The sequence below is a fragment of the Priestia sp. P5_B4 genome (assembly GCF_056400385.1).
The window spans coordinates 1-685 of the sequence record NZ_JBFULJ010001378.1; the positions used below are offsets into that span (position 1 = coordinate 1).

The 685-nt window shown below is 69.9% G+C and carries 1 protein-coding gene; it reads right to left on the reverse strand.

Features of this window, described 5'->3' with window-relative positions; genetic code table 11:
* Positions 1-62: 62 nt before the first annotated feature.
* Positions 63-685 (reverse strand): galactokinase (locus AC1DRF_RS31100; protein WP_477742712.1); only part of this gene is annotated, 623 nt, incomplete at its 5' end.

The following is a 685-nucleotide window of genomic DNA, read 5'->3' on the forward strand; positions in this document are numbered from 1 at the left end:
CACCAACATGCCCTGTTCGGGCAACACGTCGGCGACGAGATCGCCTGCACGCAGGGTGACCGTCATGGCGGCGGCACCAGCACGCGGCCGTTGAAGCCGCGCGATTCGTAGCGCGGCAGGACATCGCGGGCGACCGCGTCCGCCCGGCCCGCGCGACACAACGCAACGCAAGCACCGCCRAAACCGGCGCCCGTCAAACGCGCCCCATGCACGTCGGGGTGCGCCTGGAGCAGCGCGACTAGCGTATCGAGCGCCGGCACCGACACTTCGTAATCGTCGCGCAGGCTGGCGTGGGAGTCGTTCATCAGTGCTCCGAACACCGCGGCGTCCCGCGTTTGGATCGCCTGCAACACGCGCGCGTTTTCGGTCACCACGTGGCGGACGCGGCGATCCAGCGGCGCGGGCAACTGCGCGGCCAGGCGCAGGTCCTCGACATCGCGCAGCGCGAAGACACCCAGCAACGCGGCCGCCTGTTCGCATTCGGCGCGCCGCGTGTTGTAGCCGCTGCCGGCCAGCGTGCGCGCCGTGCCCGAGTCGAGGACGAGCAACTCGGTGTCGGCCGGTACGGGAAGGACGCGCGTTTCCAGCGTCCGCGTATCCAGGAAGAGCATCTTCTCGACGCTCGCCAGGCTCGCCGCCATCTGGTCCATGATCCCGCACCGCACGCCGGCATACGCCATCTCGA